Annotated in this window: 17 protein-coding genes; 12 read left to right on the forward strand and 5 right to left on the reverse strand. The window is 40.6% G+C overall.

Annotated features, from left to right (window positions below; genetic code table 11):
- The first annotated feature begins 1 nt into the window (after nt 1).
- The 11 genes from R2S08_RS18035 to R2S08_RS18085 all read left to right on the forward strand — a co-directional run bounded on the left by R2S08_RS18035 (nt 2) and on the right by R2S08_RS18085 (nt 13,633).
- Nucleotides 2-1,459 carry a UDP-N-acetylmuramoyl-L-alanyl-D-glutamate--2,6-diaminopimelate ligase gene (locus R2S08_RS18035; protein WP_316836437.1) on the forward strand — a complete coding sequence of 486 codons (1,458 nt, stop codon included), beginning with the start codon at nt 2-4 and terminating at the stop codon, nt 1,457-1,459.
- Entirely contained in the window at nt 1,459-2,706 is a 1,248-nt protein-coding gene (mraY, locus tag R2S08_RS18040; RefSeq protein ID WP_133780148.1) for a phospho-N-acetylmuramoyl-pentapeptide-transferase, read from the forward strand. The genes R2S08_RS18035 and mraY overlap by 1 nt, the downstream gene beginning before the upstream one ends.
- Nucleotides 2,706-4,049 carry a UDP-N-acetylmuramoyl-L-alanine--D-glutamate ligase gene (gene murD / locus R2S08_RS18045; RefSeq protein ID WP_316836438.1) on the forward strand — a complete coding sequence of 448 codons (1,344 nt, stop codon included), beginning with the start codon at nt 2,706-2,708 and terminating at the stop codon, nt 4,047-4,049. Before mraY ends, murD begins: the two co-directional genes overlap by 1 nt.
- 4 nt (nt 4,050-4,053) lie before the next feature.
- Entirely contained in the window at nt 4,054-5,247 is a 1,194-nt protein-coding gene (locus tag R2S08_RS18050) for an FtsW/RodA/SpoVE family cell cycle protein (RefSeq protein WP_316836439.1), read from the forward strand.
- Between the two features lie 11 nt (nt 5,248-5,258).
- Nucleotides 5,259-6,371 (forward strand): undecaprenyldiphospho-muramoylpentapeptide beta-N-acetylglucosaminyltransferase, encoded by a 1,113-nt coding sequence (gene murG / locus R2S08_RS18055; protein WP_316836440.1) that lies wholly within the window; start codon nt 5,259-5,261, stop codon nt 6,369-6,371.
- Nucleotides 6,372-7,727 carry a UDP-N-acetylmuramate--L-alanine ligase gene (gene murC / locus R2S08_RS18060; protein WP_316836441.1) on the forward strand — a complete coding sequence of 452 codons (1,356 nt, stop codon included), beginning with the start codon at nt 6,372-6,374 and terminating at the stop codon, nt 7,725-7,727.
- Nucleotides 7,720-8,670 (forward strand): cell division protein FtsQ, encoded by a 951-nt coding sequence (locus R2S08_RS18065; protein ID WP_316836442.1) that lies wholly within the window; start codon nt 7,720-7,722, stop codon nt 8,668-8,670. Before murC ends, R2S08_RS18065 begins: the two co-directional genes overlap by 8 nt.
- A 29-nt stretch (nt 8,671-8,699) precedes the next feature.
- Nucleotides 8,700-10,061 (forward strand): cell division protein FtsA, encoded by a 1,362-nt coding sequence (ftsA, locus tag R2S08_RS18070; protein ID WP_133780154.1) that lies wholly within the window; start codon nt 8,700-8,702, stop codon nt 10,059-10,061.
- A 129-nt stretch (nt 10,062-10,190) separates the two neighbouring features.
- A complete protein-coding gene (gene ftsZ, locus R2S08_RS18075; RefSeq protein WP_133780155.1) occupies nt 10,191-11,828 on the forward strand; it encodes a cell division protein FtsZ in 1,638 nt (545 codons plus the stop codon).
- A gap of 115 nt (nt 11,829-11,943) precedes the next feature.
- Entirely contained in the window at nt 11,944-13,182 is a 1,239-nt protein-coding gene (locus tag R2S08_RS18080; protein WP_316836443.1) for an aminotransferase class I/II-fold pyridoxal phosphate-dependent enzyme, read from the forward strand.
- Nucleotides 13,183-13,444: 262 nt separating this feature from the next.
- Nucleotides 13,445-13,633, forward strand: coding sequence for a histone H1 (locus R2S08_RS18085; RefSeq protein ID WP_108555803.1), 189 nt, complete (start codon nt 13,445-13,447; stop codon nt 13,631-13,633).
- Nucleotides 13,634-13,703: 70 nt separating this feature from the next.
- Here the strand turns inward: R2S08_RS18085 and dapA are convergent, their stop codons facing one another.
- From dapA to R2S08_RS18100, 3 genes are read right to left on the reverse strand one after another with little or no spacing between them, the layout of a single operon-like run.
- The gene (gene dapA / locus R2S08_RS18090) at nt 13,704-14,585 is read right to left on the reverse strand and encodes a 4-hydroxy-tetrahydrodipicolinate synthase (RefSeq protein ID WP_316836444.1); all 882 of its coding nucleotides are present in this window, start codon (nt 14,583-14,585) and stop codon (nt 13,704-13,706) included.
- Between the two features lie 10 nt (nt 14,586-14,595).
- Nucleotides 14,596-16,608 (reverse strand): NAD-dependent DNA ligase LigA, encoded by a 2,013-nt coding sequence (gene ligA / locus R2S08_RS18095; RefSeq protein WP_316836445.1) that lies wholly within the window; start codon nt 16,606-16,608, stop codon nt 14,596-14,598.
- A 19-nt stretch (nt 16,609-16,627) separates the two neighbouring features.
- A complete protein-coding gene (locus R2S08_RS18100) occupies nt 16,628-17,299 on the reverse strand; it encodes a hypothetical protein (RefSeq protein ID WP_316836446.1) in 672 nt (223 codons plus the stop codon).
- Between the two features lie 124 nt (nt 17,300-17,423).
- Between R2S08_RS18100 and tyrS the strand changes: the two genes are divergently transcribed.
- Nucleotides 17,424-18,710 carry a tyrosine--tRNA ligase gene (gene tyrS / locus R2S08_RS18105; RefSeq protein WP_316836447.1) on the forward strand — a complete coding sequence of 429 codons (1,287 nt, stop codon included), beginning with the start codon at nt 17,424-17,426 and terminating at the stop codon, nt 18,708-18,710.
- Nucleotides 18,711-18,794: 84 nt separating this feature from the next.
- Here tyrS and R2S08_RS18110 read toward each other — a convergent pair whose 3' ends face one another.
- The gene (locus tag R2S08_RS18110) at nt 18,795-19,721 is read right to left on the reverse strand and encodes an acyl transferase (protein ID WP_316836503.1); all 927 of its coding nucleotides are present in this window, start codon (nt 19,719-19,721) and stop codon (nt 18,795-18,797) included.
- 93 nt (nt 19,722-19,814) lie between these two features.
- Nucleotides 19,815-20,180, reverse strand: a complete 366-nt coding sequence (locus tag R2S08_RS18115; protein WP_199079417.1) for a hypothetical protein — start codon at nt 20,178-20,180, stop codon at nt 19,815-19,817.
- Nucleotide 20,181: the final 1 nt, after the last annotated feature.

Here is a 20,181-nt window from a genome sequence, read left to right on the forward strand (position 1 = left end):
AATGCAGTTGCAGGAAATATTATATGGAGTAGCTATAACAGAACTGGTTGGATTAACCAACAGGGAAGTTAGTGCGCTAACATTTGATTCCCGTCAGGTGGCGAAAGGATCTGTATTCTTCGCTATTAAAGGAACATTGTCTGACGGACATTCCTATATTGCCCAAACTGTTGAGGCAGGTGCAGAGGTGATTGTTTGCGAGGAGATGCCATCGGAATTAAAAGAAGGAATAACCTATATACAGGTAGAGGATTCGCATATTGCTTTAGGCAAAGCGGCATCTAATTTTTATGAGCATCCTTCAGCCGGATTAAAGCTGATTGGAATTACAGGGACGAATGGCAAGACAACCATTGCTACATTGTTGTTTAAATTGTTCAGGGCTTCGGGCTATAATGTAGGCCTGATTTCAACTGTTCAGAACCAGATTAACGAGGAGATTATTCCGGCGACACATACCACGCCGAATCCAATTGCATTGAATGAGTTGTTGCAGAAGATGGTGCGTAGCGGATGTGACTTTTGCTTTATGGAAGTAAGTTCTCATGCAGTTGCTCAACATAGAATTGAAGGCCTGGACTTTACAGGCGGAGTGTTCTCTAATATTACACATGATCATCTGGATTTTCATAAAACATTTGAGAATTATCTGAAGGCCAAAAAGGCATTTTTCGATGCTTTGCCTAAATCGGCCTTCGCATTAACCAACGCCGATGATAAAAATGGGATGGTTATGCTGCAAAACACCAAAGCTTTAAAGAAAACATATGCTTTAAAGCAATTGGCCGATTTTAAAGCAAGAATTATTGAAAATAAATTTAGCGGGTTAAATCTGGATATTGATCATGTAGATGTTTTCTTTAAGCTCGTAGGTTCTTTTAATGCTTACAACTTATTGGCTGTATATGGAACGGCTGTTTTGTTGGGTGAGGACAAATTTAATGTTTTGACACTGTTAAGTAATCTTACCGGTGCTGAGGGACGTTTTGACTATGTGAGCAATAAACTCAATATTATTGGCATTGTGGATTATGCGCATACCCCTGATGCTGTACAGAATGTATTGAGTACCATTCACGACATTAGAAAGGGGACAGAGCAGGTCATTACTGTTATTGGCTGTGGTGGCGACAGGGATAAAACCAAACGTCCGATTATGGCGCAGGTGGCTTGTGACTGGAGCGATAAAGTAATTCTGACTTCTGATAATCCGAGAACTGAGGATCCGCTTTCTATTGTGCAGGATATGGAGGCCGGCGTTTCACCAACAAACAGACGTAAAACACTGACTATAGTTGATAGAAAAGAAGCCATAAAAACAGCCTGTCATTTGGCTAAGCCAGGAGATATCATCCTGCTTGCTGGAAAAGGCCATGAAAAATACCAGGAAATAAATGGTGTTAGACATCATTTTGATGATAAGGAAATATTATTGGAACAACTAAACCTCATTAGCTAATGTTATACCATTTATCAGAATATCTTCGTCAGCATTATGATATCCCCGGATTAAGGTTGTTTCAATACATTACCTTCAGGACTTCGCTTGCCATTATTATTTCCCTGATCATTACGACTGTGTATGGTAGAAGGCTGATCAATTACCTGCAAAAAAAGCAGGTAGGGGAAACGGTCAGAAACCTTGGGTTGGAAGGTCAAATGCAAAAGCAGGGCACACCAACGATGGGGGGGCTTATTATTTTATTAGGTATTTTAGTTCCTACATTGTTATTGGCTAATTTGACCAACGTATATGTCATTTTAATGATTGTAACCACAGTCTGGATGGGAGCTGTAGGTTTTCTGGATGATTATATTAAAGTCTTCAGAAAAAACAAAGAAGGGCTTGCCGGCAAGTTTAAGATTGTTGGACAAGTTGGCTTGGGGTTAATTATTGGTTATACCATGTATTTTAATCCAAATATTGTGGTCCGTCAAACCGTTTCAGATACTGAAAAACCAACTTCTACTGCTCCAATTATATTAAGAGAAAAAGGTGGGAGTTACTATTATACCCAGGATGTAAAATCTACAAAGACGAACGTTCCTTTCTATAAAAAGAATGAATTTGATTATGCCAAAGTATTGAAATTCACAGGAAAGGGTTATGAGAAATATGCACTAGCTGTATTTTTGTTGTTTACTGTGGTGATCATTACCGGCGTATCTAATGGTGCCAATATTACAGATGGAATTGATGGTCTGGCCACGGGGACCTCTGCCATTATAGGTATTACGCTTGGTTTATTGGCTTATGTTTCTGGTAATACAGTAATTGCAGATTACCTGAATATTATGTATATCCCGAATTCGGGAGAGCTGATGATTTTTGCCGGTGCTTTTGTGGGCGCCTGTGTTGGCTTCTTGTGGTACAATTCTTATCCTGCCCAGGTATTTATGGGAGATACAGGAAGTTTGGCTATCGGTGGCATCATAGCAGCCTTTGCTATTATGATCAGAAAAGAATGGCTGATCCCTGTGCTTTGTGGTGTGTTTCTGATTGAAATACTCTCTGTGATGATACAGGTTAGTTATTTTAAATATACAAAAAGGCGTTTTGGGGAAGGCCGAAGGGTCTTTTTAATGTCTCCTTTACATCACCATTACCAGAAAAAAGGCTATCATGAAGCTAAGATTGTAACCCGTTTCTGGATCATCAGTATTTTGCTGGCTATTATCACTATTGTAACCTTAAAAGTAAGATAATGGAAAAGCAAAGGATCGTAATTTTAGGGGCAGGAGAAAGTGGAGTAGGTGCAGCAATCCTTGCCAGGAAGCAGGGGTTTGACGTTTTTGTATCTGATCTTGGACCTATTGCCGAGCGCTACAAAACGATGCTGGAGGATCTGGGCGTGTCCTATGAAGAGAAACAACATACGGAAGAGTTGATACTGAATGCTGCAGAGGTGATCAAGAGTCCCGGTATTCCAGGAACAGTACCTCTGGTAAAGCAACTAAGGGCTAAGGGGGTTCCGGTAATTTCTGAAATAGAGTTTGCAAAACGGTATACACAGGCTAAAACTGTTTGTATAACGGGCTCTAATGGAAAGACAACAACGACTATGCTTACCTATCATATTCTGAAGAAGGCCGGATTAAATGTTGGACTCGCTGGTAATATTGGCAATAGCTTCGCAGCGCAGGTAGCGACAGAAAATTTTGACTGGTATGTACTGGAGATTTCTAGTTTTATGCTCGACGACATGTACCAGTTTAAAGCAGATATCGCTGTGCTGCTAAATATTACTCCGGATCATCTGGATCGCTATGAGTATAAACTGGCTAATTATGCTGCATCTAAAATGAGGATCGTTCGGAATCAGACTGCTGAGGATTACTTCATTTATTGTGCAGATGATGAGGAAACCCTGAAAGTTTTAAAAAACACAAAGGTCGAGTCCAGACAATACCCTTTTTCTATCCGTAAAAAAATTGAGGAGGGTGCCTACTTAGAAGGGAACAACTTACACATCAATATAAACCAAGAGGATCAACTAACCATGTCTATTTCAGATTTAGCCTTGCAAGGCAAGCACAACATCTACAACTCTATGGCTTCAGGAATCGTAGCCAAAGTGCTGGATATCCGGAATGCAACCATTCGCGAAAGTATGGGCGATATCAAGAATATCGAACATCGGCTGGAGCATGTGGCCAAGATCTCTGGTGTTGATTATATCAACGATTCAAAGGCAACCAATGTAAACTCTACGTGGTATGCCCTTGAAAGTGTGAATCCGCAGGTAATTCTTATCATGGGGGGCGTAGACAAAGGTAATGACTATGAAATGCTTCGGGAATTGGTGCAGGATAAAGTTAAGGCAATTATATGCCTGGGTAAAGACAATAAACGTATACACGAGGCTTTTGAAGGTGAGGTTGAAGTGATTGTTAATACATTTTCTGCACACGAGGCTGTGCAGGTGGCCTATCACCTGGCTAAAAAGGGAGATACTGTATTGTTGTCTCCTGCATGTGCAAGTTTTGATTTGTTTAAAAATTATGAAGACCGTGGAAATCAATTTAAGATGGCCGTGAAAGAACTATAAAGATATGACTGCTGTTCAGACGCTTTTAGAAAAAACCAAGGGAGACAGATGGATCTGGCTGATCATTATCCTGTTGTCGCTGATCTCTATACTTGCCGTTTATAGTGCAACAGGTACACTGGCCTATAAACAAGGGAAGACTGTGGAGAAACTCCTGCTCACCAAGCACCTGATCTTTGTGGTGATGGGGATTGGTATGATCTATATTGCGCATTTGCTGGACTATAAATATTATGCGGGAATTTCTAAAGTATTGATGATCATAACTATTCCGCTGCTGTTTTATACCCTTATTTTCGGAACAAATCTGAATGATGCCTCCAGATGGGTAAAGATTCCGATTATTGGTTTGACTTTTCAGACTTCCGATTTAGCGAAATTGGCATTGATTACTTTTCTGGCGCGTATGCTCACCAGAAAACAGGAGAATATAAAAGACGTTAAAAAGGCTTTTATGCCTATTATGGCTTCTGTTTGCGTAGTTTTTGTGCTCATCGCGCTTGCTAACCTTTCTACTGCACTTATGTTGTTTGGGGTAAGTATATTGTTGCTGATCATTGGAAGAATAAGTATTAAACAAATCTCCATTGTATGTGCAGGTGGCTTTGTTTTATTGTTGCTTGTGGCATTTTTAGGCCCAAGAAGAGAAACCTACAAATCAAGGATCAATACCTTTTTACATCCCGAGATGCAGCATTCTGATAAAACTTATCAGGCTGATCAGGCAAAAATTGCACTGGCTGCAGGAGGTGTATTTGGAAAGGGACCAGGAAACAGTACACAACGTAACTTTTTACCACATCCTTATTCGGATTTTATTTTTGCCATCATTGTTGAAGAATATGGTCTTTTTGGTGCAATGATCATTATTGTGCTTTATCTGATCCTGCTTTACCGGTGTATACGGATTGTCACGCAAAGCCCTAAAGCATTTGGTGCTTTACTGGCAGCAGGGCTGAGTTTTAGTTTAACTATTCAGGCTTTTGCCAATATGGCTGTTGCGGTTGGTTTAGGTCCTGTTACGGGTGTTCCGTTGCCATTAGTGAGTATGGGGGGAACATCCATGATCTTCACCAGTATTGCATTTGGTATTATTTTAAGTGTAAGCAGGGATATTGAGGAAAATGGTAAAAAGGGCAAGGATATTGAAGAAGAAATTAATAACAAAGTTATTGTAGGTGAGATTCCTGCAATGTAATATTTAGAGAGATGGAACCAACAAGAATAATTATTTCAGGTGGCGGAACCGGAGGACATATCTTCCCGGCGATTGCGATTGCCAATGCGCTTAAGCATATGGAGGAAGGCTGTGAAATTTTATTTGTTGGCGCAGCAGGCCGTATGGAGATGGAGAAAGTTCCGGCTGCCGGATATAAGATCGTAGGCTTGAATATTAGTGGCATGCAGCGGGGCTCGATACTTAAAAATCTTTCTTTGCCTTTTAAGATGATCGGAAGTTTAAATAAAGCTTTAAAACTGATTTCTGAATTTAGACCAGATGTTGTAGTTGGGGTCGGGGGATATGCTTCGGGACCGTTATTATATGCAGCATCTCTAAAGGGTATTCCTTATTTGATACAAGAACAAAATTCTTATGCAGGAATAACCAATAAATGGCTTGGAAAAAAGGCTGCAAAAATATGTGTGGCATTTGACCATATGGATCAGTTCTTCCCTGCATCGAAGATCCTTAAAACAGGAAATCCGGTGAGAAAAGAAGCCGTTGATGTTTTTAATAAACATTTTGCAGGAGCAGAGTTGCTGAAGTTGGATCCTTTAAAGAAAACCATTCTGGTTACGGGTGGGAGCCTTGGTGCGGGAACACTGAATAAAAGTATAGAAAAACATATACAGGAAATCCTGGATCAGGATGTTCAGCTGATCTGGCAAACGGGTAAATACTATTATAAAGGAATTATTGAGCGTTTGGGCGAGAATACCTATCCTCAGGTTCGGATCCTGGAATTTTTAAATAGAATGGACCTGGCTTACGCTGCGGCAGATGTGATCATTTCCAGGGCTGGGGCAGGAACTATTGCAGAGCTTTGTCTTGTAAAAAAGCCGGTCATCCTGGTGCCTTCGCCAAATGTAGCAGAAGACCATCAGACTAAAAATGCACTGGCGCTTGCAAAAAACAACGCGGCAATTATTATTACCGATCACTCAGCAGAAGACACCCTGGTTGATGAGGCGCTGTCTTTATTGAAGAATACAGAGAAGTGTGCCGAATTATCGCTGAACATAGGAAAAATGGCTTTGGCAGAAGCGGATGAACAAATCGCGGGAGAAGTTTTAAAGTTAGCAGGAAGGAGAACGAATTAAATGGAACTGGAAGCAATAAAAAGGGTATATTTTGTAGGGATCGGAGGAATTGGAATGAGTGCGCTTGCCCGTTATTTTGCTAAGCGTGGCTGCCTGGTTTGCGGCTATGACAAAACCAGGACCAATCTCACTATCGATCTGGAGCGGGAAGGGATCTTAATTTCTTACATGGATGATGATTCTGCTTTGCCGGTCAGTTTCCATGAAAAACATGAAGATACTTTAATTGTATATACTCCTGCCATTCCTAAGAATTCTGTGTTGATGCATTATTTCAAACAACGAGGATTCGCATTAAAGAAACGTTCCGAAGTATTGGGAATCATCAGTAAAGGACAATTCTGCATTGCAGTAGCGGGTACACATGGTAAAACTACAACCTCTTCTATTGTTGCTCACATTCTGACTCATAGCGGCTTTGGGTGTACGGCTTTTTTGGGGGGAATAGCGACCAACTATAACAGTAACTTTCTTTTAGGAGATAATCATGTGGTTGTGGTTGAGGCGGATGAGTATGACAGATCATTTTTAACCCTTCATCCTGACCTTGCAGTAATTACTTCTATGGACGCTGATCATCTTGATATTTATGGAGATTCTTCAAGCTTGCAAGAGTCCTTCCATTTATTTGCAAGTCAGCTTAAACCAGAGGGAACTTTATTTGTAAAAGCAGGTCTGCCTATTACTGATGGAATTACCTATAGTCTGGATAAATATGCTGATGTAAGCGGATTAAACATCAGGGTTGAGCAGGCACATTTTGTGTTTGATTATCATTCTGAGGCGCAGAATATCAATGGCCTGAGTTTGATGTTGCCTGGTAAACACAATGTGGAGAATGCGGTTGCGGCCATTTCTATTGCTTTAAAACTAGGGATTGACCCTGAGAAAATAAAAGAGGCGGTGGCTACTTTTAAAGGCGTGAAAAGAAGGTTTGAATATATTGTGAATTCTCCTGAGCATATTTATATTGATGATTATGCGCATCACCCGGAAGAATTAAGGGCCTGTTTTGATGCAGTTAGACAATTGTACCCGGAAAAGAAGCTAACCGTTATTTTTCAGCCACATTTATTTACCCGTACCAGAGATTTTGCAGACGATTTTGCTCAGGTTCTTGGTACCGCTGATGATTTGATACTATTGGATATATATCCGGCAAGGGAGCTTCCTTTGGAGGGGATAGATTCACAAATGTTGCTGGATAAAATTGACCTGGGATCAAAAGCACTTTATCGAAAAGCTGAGGTGCTGGATGTGATTAAAAATAAACAGCCCGAATTGCTTTTGACTGTCGGAGCCGGAGATATAGATACGATCATACAACCTCTAAAAACAATATTGAGCCATGCTTAAAAGGATCAATTGGACATCGGTTTTGAAGGGGCTGGCCTGGGTAGTTTGCCTGGCCGGGGTAGTTGTACTGATGAGTTTTGTGGGGGTAAAGAAGCATACCGTGAAATGCACCAATGTGAAGATCTTAATTCCAGGTGCTGATAACTTTATAGAACGTGAAGAAATTGATGCGATCCTGAAGCAAAGTCAGGGAACATTAATTGGCAGAAAGCTGGAAGGCATTAACCTGAACGATATTGAGCAAAAAATTAAATCCAATCCTTATATCGCTTTTGCTAAAATTTACGCGGACATGGATGGGGTGATTCACATCGAAATCAAGCAACGACAACCTATTTTGAGAGTGATCAATGCAGGTAGTCAGGATTTTTATATTGATAGAAATGGCCTTAAAATGCCGGTATCTGCAAACTTCACGGCAAATGTACTGGCTGCTAATGGTAATATAAGTGAACCTTTTGGTGGTAGGTTGGATACCTTGAAAACACAATTGGCCCAGGATTTGTACAGGACGGCTTTGTTCATTAAAAGTGATACACTTTGGGATGCACAGATTGAGCAGATTTTTGTAGATGAGAAGAAAGATATTGAACTGGTACCAAGGGTGGGCAATCAACGTATTATTTTAGGAAATGCAGATTCGCTGGAAGTGAAGATGCGAAATTTGCTCACATTTTATAAGAAAGCCATGCCTAAGGTAGGCTGGGATACCTATAAAACAATTAATATTAAATACACGAATCAAATTGTGTGCGAAAGGAATAAGCTGGATTCACTCGCTCCAAAAGTATATAAAGCACCCGAAATACGGAGAGATAGTGCTCCTGCAACCAAGAAAGTTATTGATTCTATGGTGTTGGACGCTATTCTTCAGGAAGAAGGGGCAAAACCACCTCCGGCAGTAAAAGCAAAAGTTAAAACAGATACCAAGAAAAACAAATAGTAATAAACTCAACAATCAATAATATAGTTATGGGCAAAGAAAAATCTACCATGCAGTCTCCAATAGTAGTAGGCCTTGACATTGGTACTACTAAGATCTGTGTGATCGTCGGTCGCAGGACGCAACACGGTAAAATTGAAGTACTGGGTATAGGGAAAGCAGAATCTGCGGGCGTAACACGCGGTGTGGTCTCCAATATTCAAAAGACAGTCCAGGGCATTTCTCAAGCTGTTGAGGTAGCCAGCGGACAGTCCAACGTAGAGATACGTGTGGTGAATGTTGGTATTGCAGGTCAGCACATCAAGAGCCTTCAGCACCGCGGAATCCTTACAAGAAGAGAGTTAAATAATGAAATAGGTAAAAAAGATATCGACAAGCTGATCGATGATATGTTCAAACTGGTTATGCCCCCGGGAGAAGAGATCATCCATGTTTTGCCGCAAGAGTTTACCATTGACAATGAACCGGGGGTTAAAGATCCGATCGGTATGGCGGGAGTGCGTTTGGAGGCGAATTTCCACATCATATCCGGACAGGTGACTGCGGTTAAAAATATTATGCGATGTGTGTCCAATGCGGGGCTGCAAACACAGGAATTAATTTTAGAGCCTCTGGCTTCTTCTGAATCGGTGTTGAGCGAAGAGGAAAAAGAAGCCGGTATAGCTCTGGTCGATATTGGCGGTGGTACAACAGATATTGCGATCTTCCATGAAGGTATCATTCGTCATACGGCAGTGATTCCATTTGGTGGAAACAGTGTAACAGAGGATATACGTGAAGGTTGTTCTGTAATGAGGAACCAGGCAGAACTGTTAAAAACCAGGTTCGGTTCTTCGCTTGCAGAAGAAAACAAAGAAAACGAGATCATCTGTGTGCCGGGATTAAGAGGCCGGGAACCGAAAGAGATTTCTGTAAAAAACCTTGCTTATGTGATCCAGGCCCGTATGGAAGAAATCATAGAGCATGTTTATTATGAAATCAAGTCATCTGGTTATGAGAAGAAACTGATTGGTGGGGTTGTGATTACCGGGGGCGGTGCTCTATTGAAGCATTTATCTCAGTTGGTGGAATATGTAACCGGATTGGACTGCCGAGTAGGCTATCCAAACGAGCATTTGTCCAAATATGAAGATATGCCGAAGACGATTTATGATGATCTGAAAAGTCCAATGTATGCAACTAGTGTGGGTTTACTGATCAAAGGAATTCAAAAGGCTGAAGAGCTGATTGAGGAAATGAAACAGCCGGGTGTTTACGTAGAAAAGCAACAGGAAGTAAAAGAGAAAAGTAAGCGGAGCGGTGGTGGACTTTTTGATAAGTTATTGGCTAAGACTAAAGACTTTATCAAAGATGATATGAACGTGAGCGATGAAGATTATATTAAACCGTAATATTTTTCCACAAAACATGATTTTTCCACATTTCTAACAATTGTGGAAAACGCCTGTTAAAAAAGTGTTAATATTACAAGGAGAGATGAACAGGTACAGCTAATTTTTAAATAACTGATTCATAAAGATATGCAGTTCGAAATGTTAAAAGATAAGTCATCAATCATCAAGGTTATTGGTGTTGGTGGCGGTGGTGGTAATGCGGTAAACCATATGTACCGTCAAGGAATTACTGGAGTGGACTTTATTATTTGTAATACCGATGCTCAGGCATTGGAATTTAGTCCTATCCCAAACAAGGTGCAACTGGGCGCAAGTTTGACGGAGGGAATGGGTGCAGGCTCTATTCCTGAAGTGGGCAAAAACTCTGCTATTGAGAATATAGACGACATCAAGCAGATGTTGGGCAGCACAACCAAAATGTTGTTCATCACAGCAGGAATGGGTGGAGGTACCGGTACAGGTGCGAGCCCTATTATTGCTCAGGCTGCTAAAGAATTGGATATACTTACCGTTGCGATTATTACAACGCCTTTCTCTTTTGAAGGAAAGCGTCGTAAAATGCAGGCGGAAGATGGATTGGATGAGCTGAAGAAATACGTGGATTCCTACTTGGTCATCTCTAACGACAGGCTGCGCGAAATCTTTGGTAACCTGACTCTGGGGTCTGCATTTGCCCAGGCAGATGATATTTTAACGACTGCGGCCAAAGGGATTGCTGAGATCATTACTGTTCCGGGATACATTAACGTGGATTTTAAAGATGTGCGTACCGTAATGAAGGACAGTGGCGTTTGTATCATGGGTAGTTTTGCCTGCGATGGTGAGAACAGGGCTCTTACAGCTGTGGAAGGCGCTTTAGCTTCTCCATTATTGAAGGATAATGAAATTGAGGGGGCAAGATATATCTTGTTAAATATCAGTTCTGGTGTTCGTGAAGTAACCATGGACGAAGTGACTATTATTACAGACTATATTCAGGACAAAGCGGGTCTTTCTGCTGATCTGATTTGGGGTAACTGTATTGATGAGAGTCTGGAAGATAAATTATCTGTAACTATTATTGCCACTGGTTTCCAAACTACAGAACAACGTGCGCACGATAAGAAGAATGTGAAGAAGATTTCTCTTCTGACACCAGAAGAGGCACCTCTGATCAAACCGGTAGAACCTGTAAATTCTTTTATTGAGCCTAGGGTCCAGCCGGTTTCCAGCGAACCCGTTTTAAAGGCTAAAGAGGAAATTAAACAATCTGACCTTTTTGGAGATTTGTTTAATGGAAACAGGACCAGAAAGACTGAAGAACCCGAAAATGCCGTAATCAGACATACGCTTGTTGAAGAAGAAAAACCTTCGGCAGAAACACAGCAGGAATCAGGTTTTGAGTTTGAAATAAAGCTTGCCGAAACAGATTTTGTTTTTGAAACCCCTGCGGCAAATTTTGGGACACCGGTTTCTCAGCAACAGCCTGAACCTGTACAGGAAGTAGGTTTGGATGATGATAAAAATGATGAATCTATAGAAGACCAGTTAAAGAAATCCAAAGAGAGGATTTTGAGGTTAAAGGATTTAAGTATGAAACTGCGTACCACCAATGGTTTACAGGAGCTGGAGAATGAACCAGCTTATAAACGTAAACAGATGCAGTTACAACAGGTTCAGCACTCTTCAGAGTCCCAGGTTTCCAGATTTACCTTAAGTAATGATGAGGATGGAACTACAGAGATCAGACCAAACAATTCGTTTCTGCACGATAATGTTGATTAATACACAACTGAAATAAAAGAAAGCCTTAGCAAAACCACTGTTAAGGCTTTTCTCGTAAAAATGATTTGAGTAAATTTGCAGCAAAAAAAATAAGTTAACTTAACAACATATAGAATTGGATATTTTTGAAAAGATAGCGAAGCATATGGGCCCCATCGGGCAGCACCAAAAATGGTCACATGGCTATTTCTCTTTCCCTAAATTAGAGGGAGAGATTGCGCCGCATATGAACTTCAGGGGGAAAGAACATTTGGTATGGAGCCTGAATAATTACCTTGGTCTGGCCAACCATCCTGAGGTAAGGGAGGCCGATCAGAAAGGAGCAACGGATTTTGGAATGGCCTATCCAATGGGTGCCAGAATGATGTCTGGTAATTCTAAATACCATGAACAACTGGAACAGGAACTGGCAGCTTTTGTTGGTAAACCCGATGCTTTCTTGTTGAACTTTGGTTACCAGGGAATGGTATCTATAATTGATAGCCTGGTAGACCGTAATGACGTTATCGTTTATGATGGGGAATCGCATGCCTGCATTATTGATGGTTTGAGACTCCATATGGGGAAACGTTTTGTTTATAAACATAACGATATTGAAAGTGCAAGAAAGCAACTGGAGCGTGCTACAAAACTGGTTGAACAAAGTGGAGGAGGAATTCTGCTGATCACTGAAGGTGTTTTTGGTATGTCTGGTGCTCAGGGGAAACTTAAAGAGCTTGTAGATCTTAAAAAAGAATTTGATTTCAGATTGCTGATTGATGATGCACATGGTTTTGGTACTATGGGTAAAACGGGTGCAGGAACTCATGAAGAGCAAGATTGTATTGAAGGAGTGGATGTTTATTTTGGGACCTTTGCAAAGGCTATGGCTGGCATCGGGGCTTTTGTAGCTTCTACAGAAGAAATCACCAATTTCCTGCGCTATAATATGCGGTCACAGACTTTCGCAAAAGCCTTACCTATGCCTATGGTTATTGGTTTATTGAAACGTCTGGAATTGCTTAAAGGAAAATCTGAACTCAGAGAGAAACTCTGGAATATAGCTACTACACTACAAAAGGGCTTACGTGACCGTGGTTTCGACTTGGGGATTACCAATACAATGGTGACGCCTGTATTTTTAAAGGGTGAACTATTGGAAGCAACCGCTTTAACAATGGACTTAAGAGAAAACCACGGTATCTTTTGTTCAATTGTTGTTTATCCGGTTATCCCTAAAGGATTAATCGAGCTCAGACTTATTCCTACAGCCGTTCACACACTGGAGGATGTACAGCGGACGCTTGATGCCTTTAGTGAAGTTGCCGAGAAATTGAAAAGCGGATATTATAAGGAAAATCAATTTGAAATGTAACCCGTTTCTAACAACATACAAGAAAGGCCTTTAAATACGTTTAAAGGCCTTTCTTGTATCTATTAGTTTTGTAATGTATTGATTTTTAGATTGTTGGTTGTTGATTTTGTGAGGCTATATGTGAATAACCGCCTTGATTGTGGAAAAAAAGCGCATTTTGGTGATTTATTTCTTGTGCCAAAAGTTTTTTTATTAAAATAAACATGCTACTTTAGTAATAGAGTATAAACCTAACCTTAAAAACCTAAAAGAAGAATTAAAAATGGCAAAGATCGAGAAATTCAATGAATTGAAAGACCTTATTAACGGTCTTGAAGCAGACGCTGACAAGTTTTATAACAAAGCAAACAGTGCTGCAGGTACACGCGTGAGAAAAGGATTACAAGACGTTAAAAACCTTGCTCAGGCCATCCGTTTAGAAATTCAGGCAGCTAAGAACAAAGAAGCATAAGAATTGCGGATTTGTATCTCATAAAAAAGGCCTTCAAATTGTTGAAGGCCTTTTTTATACGGTTTATTTTTTAAGCCATCAGTTTTTTAACCTGGGCAATTATTTGTTCTTCCAATCCGGTAGAAACGCCAACCAGAGGCAATCTTACTTTGTCTCCGCAAATATCAAGATATTTTAAAGCTGTTTTTACGCCAGCTGGATTACCTTCTGCGAACACGAGACGAGTAAACTCTATCAAGCTTAAATGTGCAGGAGTAGCCTGGGCAAATTCGCCTTGAAGGCATAGTCTGATCATATCAGAAAGAGCCTTCGGTAGCGCATTTCCGATGACCGAAATAACTCCAACTGCTCCGAGTGCCATCATAGGCAGAGCAACAGGATCATCACCGGAGATCAGCATAAAACCTTCAGGTTTGTCACGGAGGATTTGATTAAATTGATCAAAACTGCCGGAAGCTTCTTTAGTACCAATGATATTCTTAAAATCTGAAGCCAGTCTGCAAGTCGTTTCAGGACTGACATTACTACCTGTTCTCCCTGGTACATTATAGAGCAAAACTGGTAAAGCGCTGGCTTCACTAATTGCTTTATAATGTTGGTAAATGCCTTCCTGAGTAGGTTTGTTATAATATGGGCTGGCAGATAAGATGGCATCATAACCATTAACTTCAAATGTTCTGATGCTTTCGGTTACTTCTGCAGTATCATTACCGCCAATGCCAGCAACAAGCGGAAGGCGACCGTTATTAATTTCAGCAGTATATTCCCAGATCTTCTTCTTTTCGTTCTTATTGAGTGTTGATGCTTCTCCTGTAGTACCTAAAGATACCAGATAGTCTACCTTTCCGTGAACCATATAGTTGATCAGGTTTTTCAACCCTTCAAAATCTACTGATCCATCTGCATTAAATGGTGTAACCAATGCCACACCGGTTCCATGAAATTTTTTCATTTTTAAATTATTATTTCAACATCTCTAATAAATCGTCCTCTGAGATCAGGGGAACATTTAGCTTTTGAGCCTTTTCCAGTTTGGAAGGGCCCATATTATCTCCGGCAACCAGATAGTTCAACTTTGCAGAAATACTGCTCAGGATCTTACCTCCATTACTTTCAATTAAATCCTTAAGTTCCTCGCGGCTGAATTTCTCGAAAACGCCCGAAATTACAAATGTTTTTCCAGTTAATTTCTCACTTTGCAGGGTAATTTCAATTTCTTTTGCCTGAAACTGCAATCCGGCAATTTTTAAGAGCTCAATTTGCTGTAAATGCTCTGTTTTACTAAAATATTCTATGATGCTTTCGGCAATCCGCTGGCCAATTTCATCTATGGCTATCAGCTCTTCCAGGGTGGCTGAGGCGAGGCGGTCGATATTTTTGGTGCCAAATGCGAGTTTTCTTGCTACAGTTTCTCCAACATACCGGATCCCTAAACCAAAAAGTACCTTTTCGAATGGCATTTCTTTAGATTGCTCAATTCCTTTGAGCATATTTTCAATCGACTTTTCTCCAAAGCGTTCTATGCCTTTCAATTCATCCGATTTTTCATGGAGCGTATAGATATCGCTAATATGTCTTAGTAAGCCTCTCTGGTAAAAGTTTTCGATGGTTTCATCGCCTAATCCATCAATGTTCATTGCCTTTCTGCCAATAAAATGCTGTATTTTTCCAACGATCTGAGGTGGACAGCCTTCATCATTCGGGCAGTAAAAAGCCACTTCACCTTCTTTTCTGATCAAACTGGTCCCGCATTCAGGACAAACTGTAGGATAGATGATCTTTAAGGCGTCCGGTTTTCTTTTAGCAAGGTTTACATTAATGATCTTTGGGATGATCTCGCCTCCTTTTTCTACAAATACACTGTCTCCCTGATGTAGGTCCAGCCGTTCAATCTCATTGGCATTGTGTAATGTGGCCCTTTTAACTGTTGTACCTGCCAGTAAAACTGGTTTTAGATTTGCAACAGGCGTAACTGCCCCTGTTCTTCCCACCTGATAAGTGACCTGGTCAAGTATGGTTTCTACTTCTTCAGCTTTGAATTTGTAAGAAATAGCCCAGCGTGGGGATTTTGCAGTAAAGCCAAGTTCCTGTTGCTGGCCATAGCTGTTTACTTTAATTACAATACCATCAATATCATAGCCCAGGTTGAAACGTTCTTCTTCCCAGTATTTAATGAAATCAAATACTCCGGTAATGGAATTGACCAGTTTGCTGTGTTCACTCACATGGAAGCCCCAGGATTTTAGTGTCTGCAAACTTTCCCAATGTGTCTTAAAATAGGTTTTGTCAGTATTCAGAGAATACAAAAAGCAATCGAGCGGACGTCTGGCCACTTCTTTAGAATCCTGCATTTTTACCGTACCGGCAGCAAAATTTCTGGGATTTGCATAAGTGACTTCGCCTAATTCTTCCCGTTCTTTATTGAGGCGCTCAAAAGCCGCCCGGTGCATGAAGATCTCCCCTCTGATCTCAAAAAGTTCCGGGGCCTGTGTTGTCTTTAATTGATGGGGAATGGTGTGGATGGTTTTAACGTTTGAAGTAACATCATCACCTTTTGCTCCGTCACCCCGGGTTACAGCTCTGGAAAGTTTGTTGTTTTCGTAAGTTAGGCTGATGGATAGTCCATCAAATTTAAGTTCGCAAACGTATTGAAAATCATCTCCAATTGCTTTTTTGATCCTTTCATCAAAGTCGAGGAGATCTTGCTCGTTGTACGTATTGCCCAAAGAAAGCATGGGCCATTTATGTGGAACTGTGACAAAATTTTTAGTGATATCACCACCAACTTTCTGAGTAGGGGAATCAGGATCTGCAAATTCCGGGTTTTCCCGTTCCAGCTTTTGCAGGGCTTCTAATTTTTGATCAAATTCATAATCGCCAATAGTTGGCATAGCGAGTACATAGTAATTGTAGGTGTGCTGGTTAAGCTCTTTAACCAGGGCATCCATCGTGTCTTTTATAGCTGATTTCGACATACAGCGAAGATACGAATGATTATAATTTACTTTCGATTTCTTTAAAAATACTCAGGTAATCTTTTTGGAGTTGATCGCGAAATAATAAAAGACTTTTAGTTACTTGTTCAAGTTGCTCTTTCTGAAAAGGATTTTCCCATAAGCGCATACAGATGCGGTTCAATGCATAGGTAATATTTTCGATTTTCTGGTAACTCAGCAAATATCTGCTGGAGATGAAGTTATTCAGAAAACGAAGGAAATGATCCAGGTCTTTGATTCCAGCTAAAGTGAGAAAAGACTGTAGTTCGTGCGTATTGGCTTGCTGAAGCTGTTCATAGAATCGGTTGATGTTGATCCGGCCTTCAATGGTCAGCAAGTGGTCCAGCATCAGTTCCAAACCAATATGTGCCAGGAAGAAAGGTTTTACAGGGCCGGATTGTAAAGAAGGCAGTAATAATTGTTTTAGTGTTGCAGTCCGGGTGATGAAAAAATCTGAAGAATGGAATAATTTATCAACCTCAAGATGCCTTTCCCATCCGCAAAGTAAGGATTCATGGGCCAGATCGTCTGAAAATAAATGTGCTTCTTTTTGAGGGTTAAGGTTCCAGTCTTTATGCGCATTTTTAACAAAATCAGGCAATACAACACCAATTACAATGTTGTGGTCAGGATTATGTCTTTCAAAATAATAATGCGATAAGAAGTTCATCGCTTTAAATGTAATGAAAATTGTTTGGAAAGCGGATGATCTTCAGGTCAATTTAGGGCGAAGAAGAATTCAATTTAACAGATAACATAGCTTTTCCTATATTTGCCGCAAAAGGATAGAAACAATGACCAATTTTGTAGAGGAACTAAGATGGAGAGGCATGTTGCAGGACATGATGCCTGGTACCGAGGAAAAATTAAATGAGGGCATGACATCCGGGTATATAGGTTTTGACCCAACCGCGGATTCATTGCACGTGGGGCATTTGACCCAGATCATGACACTTATTCATTTCCAGCGCGCCGGACATAAACCCTATGCCCTTGTTGGGGGAGCTACAGGAATGGTAGGAGATCCATCCGGTAAATCTGATGAAAGAAATCTTCAGACAGAGGCCATGGTAGAACATAACCTGGCCGGGATGAAAAAGCAACTTTCTAAATTTTTGAAATTTGAGGAAGCAGGGAACGGTGCGGTAATGGTGAACAATAATGACTGGTTTAAGGATATGAACCTGTTTACTTTTATCAGAGACGTGGGCAAGCACATTACTGTTAATTATATGATGGCCAAGGACAGTGTAAAAAGACGTTTGGAAGGCGATTCCGGATTGTCGTTTACCGAGTTCTGCTACCAGCTGATCCAGGGTTTTGATTTTTATTACCTCTGGAAACACCACAATTGTCTGGTACAAATGGGGGGCTCAGATCAATGGGGTAATATTGTTACAGGTACTGAACTGATCAGACGCAAAGATGCTGGTACGGCCTTCGCGATCACCACGCAACTTATAAAGAAAGCTGACGGCACCAAATTTGGTAAAACGGAAAGTGGGGCGGTTTGGCTAGACCCGGAAAAAACCTCTCCGTATAAATTCTACCAGTTTTGGCTAAATGCTTCTGATGATGATACGAAGAAATGGATCAGGATCTTTACACTGAAAACTCAAGCAGAAATTGAAGCTTTGGAGAAAGAGCATGATGCTGCACCTCATCTGCGTATTTTGCAGAAAGCATTGGCCGAAGATATTACGGTTAGGACCCATTCAGAAGAGGCCTTAGAGACTGCCATCAAGACTTCAGAGTTTTTGTTTGGTAACGGCGCTCTGGACTTTTTTGCAACCCTAAATGATACGCAGGTACTGGAGATTTTTGAAGGTGTGCCTCAATATACAATTTCTAAAGTGGAGTTAGAGGGTGGAATTGACGCTTCAACTTTACTGGCTGAAAAAACAAGTGTATTCCCTTCAAAAGGCGAAGCGAAAAAGACCATACAGGGTGGTGGGGTTTCTCTAAATAAAGAAAAGATTAAAGAGGCTTCTGCTGTATTCAATGCAGAGCATCTGTTAAATGGCAAGTATATTATCATCCAAAAAGGGAAAAAGAATTATTTTCTTTTAACTGCAGAATAGCCTAAGGCCTTTCATAAAAAAACCGTTAGAGTGTAAGCTTTAACGGTTTTTTTATGAAAGAACTGGATCTGAAATTTAATGCAGCTACTGTACCAGTAAATTACAGCCCCTGATGTCTGCATTATCGAAACGGCCCAGTACTTCGAAAGAACCATTCGGATATATTTTTCCTAAATCCTGCGTAGCAATAAAAGAGCAGGAATTTATATTAGCGAGGTCAATGACATTGATGCCGCCGGTTTGCTGATTCTGAATTAAACTCAAAGGGTCATTGGTATCTCGCAGTACAATTTTCATCCATGCAGGACAGTGAAAAACGCCTTCTCCAAAAGAATAAGCCTGCGAAAGGAGCTCCGTCATTCCATATTCGCTGTGGATGGCACTTACACCAAAACCAGCCTGAAGCAAATTATGAAGTTCTTCTCTCACCATTTCCTTCCTTTTGCCTTTCATTCCCCCGGTTTCCATGACAATCAATTCAGGGAAATCCAGCTGATATTGCTCGATAAAATCAAGCAAAGCATAAGTTACACCGATTAAAATGGTTCTTTGTTTGTTCTTTTGCAGCTTTTTTAGCCTATGGAACAGTTCATCATGGTTGTGCAGGAAATAGCCGCTGTCTGGATGTTTGCTCTGTTTTAGTAAAGCATCCACCATGTAAATTAAAGAAGAGCCATCTCTTTCCAGATAAGACGGCAATAATGCCAGAAGGCAGGTATCCTCTATCTTCCCGTAGAACTGCTCAAAAGCCTTGTTAAAACTAGTTTCATAGATGCCAACGTCTGTAACCAGATGACGGCTTTGCACCATTCCTGTTGTACCCGAACTGCTGAAAACAATTTCCGGGGTTTTCGCATCACTCAGTACTTCATGCGTTTTAAAAAAGGAAATGGGTAAATAAGGGATATCCTTCACGCTGCTGATACGAGCAGGGGAAATGTTGAGGTGTTGGATATAAGATGCATATACTGCACAATGTTTTGCCTGATGTTTAAAAACGGCCAGTGCCATCTCATCAAACTCAAAATCATTATTTATAGAAAATATTTGCTGGATCGGATTCACCTTGCAAAAATACACAAGATTTTTGTTTTAGAATGCCCTTTAGCCAGCATGCTGTCCTGATTTCGTTTTTTTACACAATACTGCCTTGCGAAAATGATATCCGCAAATGCCACTGATTGCAGCAACAAAACCACCAAGAACTCCCGTTAGTATCAACACCAATATCCATGATTTTACAGCCAGCATTTCTGCTATACGTCCTGCTAGTATATTGTGGTTTGGAATGCTCTTAAACAGAGCCATGCCAATCCACAGCAGAAATATGGCTGCAAAAGGAAACCATAATGATATTTTAGCCGTTTTTCCGATCAGGCCGCAGGTAACGAAACTGATGATCACAATGACCCACCATGGAAAGATGATCTGTAATAGAAATGAAGCGATTAGTATAACGATAAAGACCATA

Origin of the sequence: Pedobacter nutrimenti (genome assembly GCF_032678445.1) — a bacterium.
In the GTDB taxonomy this organism is placed as follows: domain Bacteria; phylum Bacteroidota; class Bacteroidia; order Sphingobacteriales; family Sphingobacteriaceae; genus Pedobacter; species Pedobacter nutrimenti_A.

Excerpts from the sequence above, each read along its gene's own strand:
- R2S08_RS18035 (WP_316836437.1), top strand. The coding sequence starts at position 2 with ATGCAGTTGCAGGAAATATTATATGGAGTAGCTATAACAGAACTGGTT.
- mraY (WP_133780148.1), top strand. The coding sequence starts at position 1,459 with ATGTTATACCATTTATCAGAATATCTTCGTCAGCATTATGATATCCCC.
- murD (WP_316836438.1), top strand. The coding sequence starts at position 2,706 with ATGGAAAAGCAAAGGATCGTAATTTTAGGGGCAGGAGAAAGTGGAGTA.
- R2S08_RS18050 (WP_316836439.1), top strand. The coding sequence starts at position 4,054 with ATGACTGCTGTTCAGACGCTTTTAGAAAAAACCAAGGGAGACAGATGG.
- murG (WP_316836440.1), top strand. The coding sequence starts at position 5,259 with ATGGAACCAACAAGAATAATTATTTCAGGTGGCGGAACCGGAGGACAT.
- murC (WP_316836441.1), top strand. The coding sequence starts at position 6,372 with ATGGAACTGGAAGCAATAAAAAGGGTATATTTTGTAGGGATCGGAGGA.
- R2S08_RS18065 (WP_316836442.1), top strand. The coding sequence starts at position 7,720 with ATGCTTAAAAGGATCAATTGGACATCGGTTTTGAAGGGGCTGGCCTGG.
- ftsA (WP_133780154.1), top strand. The coding sequence starts at position 8,700 with ATGGGCAAAGAAAAATCTACCATGCAGTCTCCAATAGTAGTAGGCCTT.
- ftsZ (WP_133780155.1), top strand. The coding sequence starts at position 10,191 with ATGCAGTTCGAAATGTTAAAAGATAAGTCATCAATCATCAAGGTTATT.
- R2S08_RS18085 (WP_108555803.1), top strand. The coding sequence starts at position 13,445 with ATGGCAAAGATCGAGAAATTCAATGAATTGAAAGACCTTATTAACGGT.
- dapA (WP_316836444.1), bottom strand. The coding sequence starts at position 14,585 with ATGAAAAAATTTCATGGAACCGGTGTGGCATTGGTTACACCATTTAAT.
- ligA (WP_316836445.1), bottom strand. The coding sequence starts at position 16,608 with ATGTCGAAATCAGCTATAAAAGACACGATGGATGCCCTGGTTAAAGAG.
- R2S08_RS18100 (WP_316836446.1), bottom strand. The coding sequence starts at position 17,299 with ATGAACTTCTTATCGCATTATTATTTTGAAAGACATAATCCTGACCAC.
- tyrS (WP_316836447.1), top strand. The coding sequence starts at position 17,424 with ATGACCAATTTTGTAGAGGAACTAAGATGGAGAGGCATGTTGCAGGAC.
- R2S08_RS18110 (WP_316836503.1), bottom strand. The coding sequence starts at position 19,721 with ATGGCACTGGCCGTTTTTAAACATCAGGCAAAACATTGTGCAGTATAT.
- R2S08_RS18115 (WP_199079417.1), bottom strand. The coding sequence starts at position 20,180 with ATGGTCTTTATCGTTATACTAATCGCTTCATTTCTATTACAGATCATC.